Raw genomic sequence first — 7,973 nt, 5'->3', positions numbered from 1 at the left:
GGTGTTCCACCAGCGTCTTTCCCATCTGTTGCCCAAAAGACGAGAGTGGACGGGATTTTTACGCTGTGCACAAGTCCTTTGTTGTTCGAGGACTCAGAAATATGCCAAATAGGTGCAATCGCCCTGGCTGGGTGATTGACATGTGCGTCAAGATGTTGAACCCGAAAGAGGGCGAGACGGTAATCGACACCGCCTGCGGCTCGGCAGGGTTCACCGTGCACAGCATGTTCCACGTCTGGCGGCAGATCATGCGAGCCATGGGGCGCGAGGAAAGCCATCTCTTCACTATGGAGGCCAAGCCGCCGCGTTGCATCGACTATGTGCGCGACAACGTATTCGCCATCGACTTCGATGAGAAAAGCGTCCGCGTTTCGCGCTGCCTGAACTTGATCGCAGGCGACGGTGAAACTAATGTCCTGCACTTGAATACGCTCGACTGGACGAAATGGGACGAGACGGTCAAGCAGGACGACTGGCAGGATACCTACGGCGACGGCTGGCGTCGGCTGCGCAAGCTGCGCGAGAACCCGCGACAAACCGATTACCGCAGTTTCGGCTTTGACGTGCTGATGGCGAACCCGCCCTTCGCAGGGGATATCAAGCAGTCGGACATGCTGTCGCCCTATGATGTCGCTCACAACGAAAAGACGCGAAAGCTGGAGAAGGCGGTCGCCAGAGACCTGCTGTTCATTGAGCGCAATCTAGATTTTCTCAAACCAGGCGGGCGAATGGCCGTTGTCTTGCCGCAAGGGCGGTTCAACAACTCGACCGATCAGCGTGTTCGCAAGTTCATCATGGATCGCTGCCGCGTCCTTGCTGTCGTCGGACTGAACCCCAATAGCTTCAAGCCGCACACGAATACGAAGACCAGCGTTCTTTTCGTCCAGAAGTGGAATGACGATGCCAGCGCGGGTCCGCTTTGCCCGACGGTCGAGGACTACGACATCTTCTTTGCCACCCAGCAGGTGGAAAGTGTCGATAACTCGGGCCGCAAAGTCTATCGCAAGAACGCGGACGATTCTTTCCTACGTGACACGCACGGCCATTTCGTCGTGGCGCACGACCTGTTCAACCACGATGGCCTCACCGAGGACGGGATCGCGGAAGCCTTCGAGGAGTTTGCCCGCAAGGAGGGCTTCAGTTTTTTTCGGGTCGCCCCTTCGATCAAGGTCGCCTAAGCGATCTGTTGAAGGGGCTTGAAGCCAACGTTGGAAGTTTCCGCGAAATTGATGTTGTGCAACGGTTTGATGCCGAATACTTCCGGCGTGCCTATGTCGTTTGCGAAGAAGCAGTAATTCGATCAGGGCGCTCGGTAAGGTTGCGAGATGAAAAGGCTTTTGTTCAGAGGGGCCAACAACCTGCCTATGCAGAACACGGCTTACCGGTAATTAACTCCAAGCATGTGAAGGGGATGTTCGTCTCACTTACCGATGAAAATCGCCTCGCCGTACCAATGGGGCGCGGGCCGTTGATCAAAAAGGATGATGTTTTGATCAATGGAACAGGGCTTGGCACAATCGGAAGAGTTTCGCTTTATGTCTCAAGTGCAAATGCACTTCCGGACAATCATGTAACGATCACCCGATCCAAGACCTTCGAGCCCGAGTTTTTGGCCGCCTTCCTAAATGGAAAATATGGCCAAGCGCAAATCCAGCGACGCGTTCGAGGATCATCAGGTCAGGTTGAACTTTACCCTTTTGACATTCTTGAAGTGTCCATTTGGCAAGCGACTGCAGCTTTGAGGGCACGGATCTGCGACCTGTATGCGACATCCTTCGAGAAGCGCAACAAGGCTTCTAGGCGGCTGGCCGAGCCTGATGATCTGCTATTGGCGGAGCTTGGTTTGGTGGGCTGGGCGCCACCACAGCCACTGACCTTTACGGCCAGCGCTAGCAGCGCCCTTGCCGCTGAAAGGATTGACGCTCAGTTCTTCCGCCCACTATTCGCTGAGGTTGAGGCCCGGCTTCTTGCGACAGGCTCCGCCTGCGAGCTGGGTTCGATACTCTCGACCAATGCGCGAGGGCGGCAACCGCAATATGCCGATGATGGCCTTCCGGTCATTAACTCAAAGCACGTTCGAACCAACCGTGTGATCCTCGCGGATAATCGAACTGCCACCGAAGCGGGCTCTGCTACTGTGATCGAAACGGGTGACGTGCTCGTGAACGGAACAGGGGAAGGAACGATTGGCCGGGCGGCCCCATATCTGCACGGCCAGCGGGCCTTGCCTGACAACCATGTCACAGTGCTTCGAACGGATCGCGTTGATCCGGTCTATCTGGCGGTTTTCCTGAACAGCCCCTTGGGCCAGTGGCAGATCGAACGGCACATCAAAGGGTCATCGGGTCAGGTCGAGCTGTATCCGAGCGACATTGCTCGGATCATGATTTGGGACGCGCCGGATGCGGTGCAGCAGTCGGTTAAGGCGGCAATCCTGTCCGCGTTCGATGAAGAACGCCGCGCCAATGATCTATTAGAGGCGGCGAAACGCGCCGTCGAGATTGCGATTGAAGACGGGGAACCCGCCGCCATGGCCTACCTTGACCAAGCAGAGGGGGCGATCTAATGGCCCTGCCTCCCCACGCCGCCGACTGGATGAACCGCGCCGAAATCGACTACATCGGCCCCTTCGTCAAAGCCTGGGCCGCGTTCAATGCGTGGTTCCGTCATGCGTCGGCGCAGGCGCAGGAACGTGCGATGCTGGATTGGGTCAAGAGTCAGCCGAACCCGGTTCGTCGGGGTGTTCTCGCGCTGCTGCGCAACGACAACGACACCGCTGAAGCGCAGGCGCTGAAACTGGCGATCTCGGACCTACAAATGCGTCTGGACGCCATCCATTTTGAGGTGACGCGGAAGGGCGAGAATGAGCAAATCTCGCTCCGCAGCGTCTGTATCGCGCCAAAGCACTTCAACCGCGAACGGATTGAGCGCAGCGGACAGGAATACAAGGCCGAGAAGGTTGCGGGCGGCAACATCGAGATTACCGTGACCTCGGTGCGCAGTGGCAATGTGAAGTTCCTGCATGTGCAGGCGCAGTATCAGCCGAACGCGGTCTATGGCCATGCCGACTTCACCGCGAACCTGTCCAACGCCCAGCAAACGACGCTGCGGCAGTTCTACGACGGCTGCAACCCGCGCCCTATGCGCGACCTCCTTCGCGGTGGAAACGATCGCCTGCACGTCGGCGCGATGGAGTTTCGGTGCACCACCGAGGAACTTTTGTCGGGGCTAATTGAAACGATCTATGCAATGCGCAACGCCTTGCTCCACGGCGAAGTAGATCCTGATCCGAGAGTGCTGGCATGTTACGAGCCGGCCTATCGAATCGTAATGATGTTCCTCCATTGCGCGCGATGACGGCTCACCTTGGTTCGCACAAAGGGAGATTGTTCCCCGGAGGCACGGCAGTCATCGTTTGGTGTATGTCAGCAATACCTTACTCTCCGGCCATTTGTGTGCCTACATGCCTGTGTCAGCAATGGCCGAGTCGCTTCCGTAGGGCCTCGGGCAGGTTCCTGAGCGGAGCGGCCGTTGGAGTGACAGCTCTGCCGAATTGGCGAGCGGCAGCAACTGGCCGAATGCCTCCCTTCATCCCCTGTCCCCCGCCGCATACCCGTAGAGAGGACGAGGAGTCGGTTCCCCAACCGGATATCTCACAAAAAAAGAGGCGACCCGCGGGTCGCCTCGGTGTTTCTGCCGGCCATTGAGCGGCGCGGTTGTCGGCCTCAGGCCACCGGCACCGGCGTGCCGGAGTTGACGCACAGCGAGTGGTTGAGGGCGATGACCGATTTTTTATAGTCCTCGCGCTCGATGATGAACTGCATGTTCACCTGGCGCAGGGTCTGCGAGACGCAGTTCACATTGACCGCGGCATCGGCCAGTGCCTGGGCGGCGCGGGCCAGTACGCCGGGGATGCTGATGTTGGAGCCGATGGCGCACACCACGGCGCTGGGTTTGACGGTGACCACCTGGTAGTTGGTCTCCAGCTCGTCGATCAGCGCCTGGGTGACGGCGCGGTCCCACAGCAGGTGGGCGATCGAGTTGGCGTTGGTGGCCTTGAGGATGTAGGAGGCGTTGTGGCGGCGGAAGATTTCCATGATGCCGAGGTCGAAGCCCACCGTGCCGACCATGCTCGGGTCGTGGATCTCGACCAGCGTCACCTTGTCGCTGCCGGTGACGATCTCCACGCGGGCGCGTTCGCCGACGTAGTCTTTGGTGATCAGCGTGCCGGGGTGTTCGGGCTCGAAGGTGTTCTTGAGGCGGATGGGGATGCCGGCCAGCTCCATCGGCTTGGCGGCCTTGGGGTGGATGGCTTCCATGCCCACGTCGGCCAGTTGGTCGGCCACGTCGTAGTTGGTGGCGCCGACGATCACCGCGTTTTCGAGGCCAACGATGTTGGGGTCGGCCGACGACAGGTGGAATTCCTTGTGGATCACCGCTTCGGTCGGGCGGATCTCTACCGCGATCTTGCTGAAGGTGACTTCCGAGTAGCCGCGGTCGAACTCGCGCATGATGCCTTCGACCCCCTTGGTGTAGCCGGTGGCCACCACCACGGTGTTGGTCAGGTCCAGGCCCTTGAAGCTGTTGTGGATGCGCTCGTCGATGGTCCACGCTTCGTCGTCATGGAAGCCGGCCAGGTCGAGCAGGATGGCATTCACGCCGCTGGCCTTGAGCATTTCCACCGCGTTGAAGGCGCTGTGCGATTCGCCGATCGAGGCCAGCACCTCGCGCGCGGCGAGCAGCACGTCCTTGCGGTTGAGGTAGCCGCTGGCCAGCACGTGGTGCATGGCCTCCAGGTATTTCTTGGCCTCGCCGATGCGGGTGTCGACAAAGGCGTCGGCCACCGCCAGCGGCAGGCCCAGCTCGGCAAAGCCGGCGTTGAGCGCCTTGAGGCTGATGGCCAGGCCGTTGAGCGCCTGGTGGTAGTCCTCGCCGTTGGCGAACAGGGCGTAGATGCCCGGCTCGCCGGTCTTCTTGTGCTCGAGCAGCTGGTTGGTCACGCCCGAGTAGGCGGACACCACATAGATGCGGCCATAAATGCGCGCCTTGTCGTACAGCATGATGTGCCGCAGCACATCACCGAATGCCGACATCGACGTGCCACCGATTTTTTCAACCGAGATCATGGGTGCCCCCGAACTGTGCATGACGTGTATCCCCGTTCCGAACGAACGGATCAAGCTAAACCCGGAAGTTTAAAGGAATGTGCCGGTTTTTTTGCGCCGGGCTGACATGCGCGCCGCCGTCGGCGCTTCAGTCGGCTTGCAGCGATTCGTACACCGCCTGCCGTACCGCCTGGGCGATCAACCAGCCGGGCACGGTGGCCGGCCCGGCGAAGGGCAGGGCCGGGCCGCGCCCGGTGGCGGCCACGGTGACGGTATCTGTCGAGGTGCCGGTGGCGGGTGCGCCGTCCGGGCTGCGGGCGCCCAGGTCGGCGAGCACGGCGCATTTGGCTTCGGTCACGGTGATGATGGCGTTGACCAGGGCCGGGCGGGTGAGCCTGGCGTTCACCAGCACGATCAGGTTGATGGTCCCAGGGCGGGCCTCGCAGGGTGGGGAGAGGCCGGCGCTGGTTGCATTGCTGAGCCCGGCGGTGGCCAGCACCCCCACGCGTAGCGCGCCCCGTTCGGCGAGCGCGAGCCGTGCCTTGCGCAGGGGCACCGCGGTGAGCAGCCCGACGAAGGGCTCGGTCACGCCGCATCGATGGGCGATGGCCTGCAGGTCGGCCGCCGGATCGTCCGACTGGTAGTCCGGCGCCACCTTGGCGTTGAGAATGTGGCGCACCCGCGAGAAGCCGCCGCCGAAAAAGGAGGAGGACAGCACCGTCATGGGCGCTTCGCTGTGCACGTGAACGGCCTCGGCGCTGGCCTGGAGGGTGATGCCGGGGAGGGGGGCGAGCATGGCCGGAAGTCTAGCGCGTCTACCCGCGCCAGTCGGCAGCCGATGCAGCCGCCGTTTGCCGATCACCCTGCCGCGCCGGCAAAATCGCAGGCAGTCATGCATCGGGAGTCGTGTCGTGGAGTCTTGGTCCCCCCTGGATGCCGAGCTGGGGCATGCCCTCAGCGCCGCCGGCGGCGTCGATTTTTCCCGCGCCGAGGCGCGGCCGGTCGGCGGCGGCTGCATCCATCGCGCGCAGGAAGTGCGGGCCGGCGAGCGCCGCTATTTTCTCAAAATGAACGATGCCGCCGCGCTGCCGATGTTCGAGGCGGAAGTCGACGGCCTCGACGCGCTGGCGCGCTGCGATGCCTTTCGCGTGCCGCGGCCGCTGGCCTGCGGCATGGCCGGGGCGCGTGCCTTCCTGCTGCTGGAGTATCTCGACCTGCGCCCGCTCGCCACCGACGAAGACGGCCAGCGCTTCGCCCGGGCGCTGGTGCAGCTGCACCACGACATCGGCGAGCACTATGGCTGGGCGCGCGACAACTTCATCGGGGCCAACCCGCAAGCCAACACGCCGCGCGACGGCTGGGCGCAGTTCTTCATCAAGCACCGTCTCATGCCGCAGCTGCAGATGGCGCGCGCCAAGGGCTTTGGCGGTGCGCTGGGGCGCGACGCCGATCAGTTGATCGAGCGCGTGCCGGCCCTGTTCCTGGAATATTGCCCCCGGCCGAGCCTGCTGCATGGCGACTTGTGGAACGGCAATGCGGCGATGGATGCCGAGGGGCGCCCGGCGATCTTCGACCCGGCCGTTTATCGCGGCGACCGCGATGCCGATCTGGCGATGAGCGAGCTGTTCGGCGGCTTTCCGGCCGCCTTCTACGTGGCCTACCGCACGGCCTGGCCGCTGGCCGAGGGCTACGAGCAGCGCAAGACGCTCTACAACCTCTACCACGTGCTGAATCACCTCAACCTCTTCGGTCGCGGCTACCTGGGCCAGGCCGAGCGCATGATCCGCGCGTTGTTCTTCGAGCTGCGTCGCTGAGAGGCCACCCATCAGCCACACCAACTCGCTGGGCACAGAAAAAAACTTCTACGACAGCCTCGACCGGGTCACCCCCAGCCACACCGTTCTGGACCGCATCACCCACTATCGCTACACCTGAGCCCCCGACCTGGTCGCCGGCCGGGACGATGTGGGTGGCTGGATCCAGACCACCGCCCGCGCCGACGGCCACCTGCTGTTCAAGCAGGACTACGGCGGCCACAGCTTCGACTACACCTACGCCGGCCGCAGGGCACGGCATTGCACGTTGGGCTTCGCTACGCTCAACGGCCCTGACGGCCTCGTCACACTATGCCGTATTCATGTCCTTTCGAGCATGACGATGGTCTTTCCTTCCTCAATAAATCCACCTATCATGCGCCCTCACCCCCGATATCCGAGGCCGCCATGGACCGACATCTTCCTTACGCCCCCGGCTGGAGCCAGCACCAGCGGCTGATGCGCCTGATCACGGCGCTGGGCGACGATGCCCTGTTCGCCGAGAACGCCACCATCCGCGAAACCCTCGGCCCGGTCGGCGAGCACGCCGGTATGCGCATCGTGCTCGACGCGCTTTCGGAAAACGCCCACCTGCCGCTCGGCAGCCTGCTCGGCCAACCCGTCCGGCTCGATCTGCAAACCGGGCTGTCGCGCATCGAGCGCCGCCCCTTCCACGGCCATATCACCGCCATCAGCCACCTCGGCGCCAACGGCGGCTTCGCTCGCTACCGGCTCATCGTCGAGCCCTGGCTCGCCTTTCTCGGCCATAACCGCGACAGCTTCATCTTCCAGCAGCGCAGCGTCATCGAGATCATCGACGCCGTGTTCGAACGCTGGGTCGGGCAGGGCGCGCTGGCCCCCGCCTGGCGCTGGGATCTGGCCGACCCCGCGCGCTACCCCAAGCGCGGCACCACCACCCAATACCAGGAGAGCGACCTGGCCTTCGTGCGCCGCCTGCTGGCCGAAGAAGGCCTCTTCTGCTGGTTCGAACACGCCGCCGACGACAGCGAGGGGACGACAACGAGCTTCGGCCGCCACACCCTCGTGCTGGCCG

Annotated in this window: 7 protein-coding genes; 5 read left to right on the top strand and 2 right to left on the bottom strand. The window is 62.7% G+C overall.

The window, feature by feature from the left end:
- The 3 genes from I8J34_RS23565 to I8J34_RS23555 form a co-directional block, all read left to right on the top strand.
- The coding region (locus I8J34_RS23565) for an HsdM family class I SAM-dependent methyltransferase (RefSeq protein ID WP_214364087.1) at window positions 1-1,178 on the top strand (1,178 nt) is incomplete at its 5' end.
- 8 nt (window positions 1,179-1,186) lie between these two features.
- Entirely contained in the window at window positions 1,187-2,566 is a 1,380-nt protein-coding gene (locus I8J34_RS23560; RefSeq protein WP_214364086.1) for a restriction endonuclease subunit S domain-containing protein, read from the top strand.
- On the top strand, window positions 2,566-3,357 hold the full coding sequence (locus I8J34_RS23555; RefSeq protein WP_214364085.1) for a hypothetical protein: 792 nt from the start codon (window positions 2,566-2,568) through the stop codon (window positions 3,355-3,357). Before I8J34_RS23560 ends, I8J34_RS23555 begins: the two co-directional genes overlap by 1 nt.
- 368 nt (window positions 3,358-3,725) lie before the next feature.
- On the opposite strand, the gene I8J34_RS23550 is transcribed toward I8J34_RS23555, so the two are convergent.
- Window positions 3,726-5,126 (bottom strand): aspartate kinase, encoded by a 1,401-nt coding sequence (locus I8J34_RS23550; RefSeq protein ID WP_214364084.1) that lies wholly within the window; start codon window positions 5,124-5,126, stop codon window positions 3,726-3,728.
- Window positions 5,127-5,253: 127 nt separating this feature from the next.
- Window positions 5,254-5,901: an adenosylcobinamide amidohydrolase gene (locus I8J34_RS23545; protein WP_214364083.1), complete on the bottom strand. Its 648-nt coding sequence runs from the start codon at window positions 5,899-5,901 to the stop codon at window positions 5,254-5,256.
- A 115-nt stretch (window positions 5,902-6,016) separates the two neighbouring features.
- Between I8J34_RS23545 and I8J34_RS23540 the strand changes: the two genes are divergently transcribed.
- Window positions 6,017-6,919, top strand: a complete 903-nt coding sequence (locus I8J34_RS23540) for a fructosamine kinase family protein (protein ID WP_230411980.1) — start codon at window positions 6,017-6,019, stop codon at window positions 6,917-6,919.
- A 408-nt stretch (window positions 6,920-7,327) separates the two neighbouring features.
- The coding region (locus I8J34_RS23535) for a type VI secretion system Vgr family protein (RefSeq protein WP_214364081.1) at window positions 7,328-7,973 on the top strand (646 nt) is incomplete at its 3' end.

Origin of the sequence: Denitromonas iodatirespirans, assembly GCF_018524365.1 — a bacterium.
Classification (GTDB): Bacteria; Pseudomonadota; Gammaproteobacteria; order Burkholderiales; family Rhodocyclaceae; genus Nitrogeniibacter; species Nitrogeniibacter iodatirespirans.
This window is presented reverse-complemented; position numbering and strand designations above follow the sequence as displayed.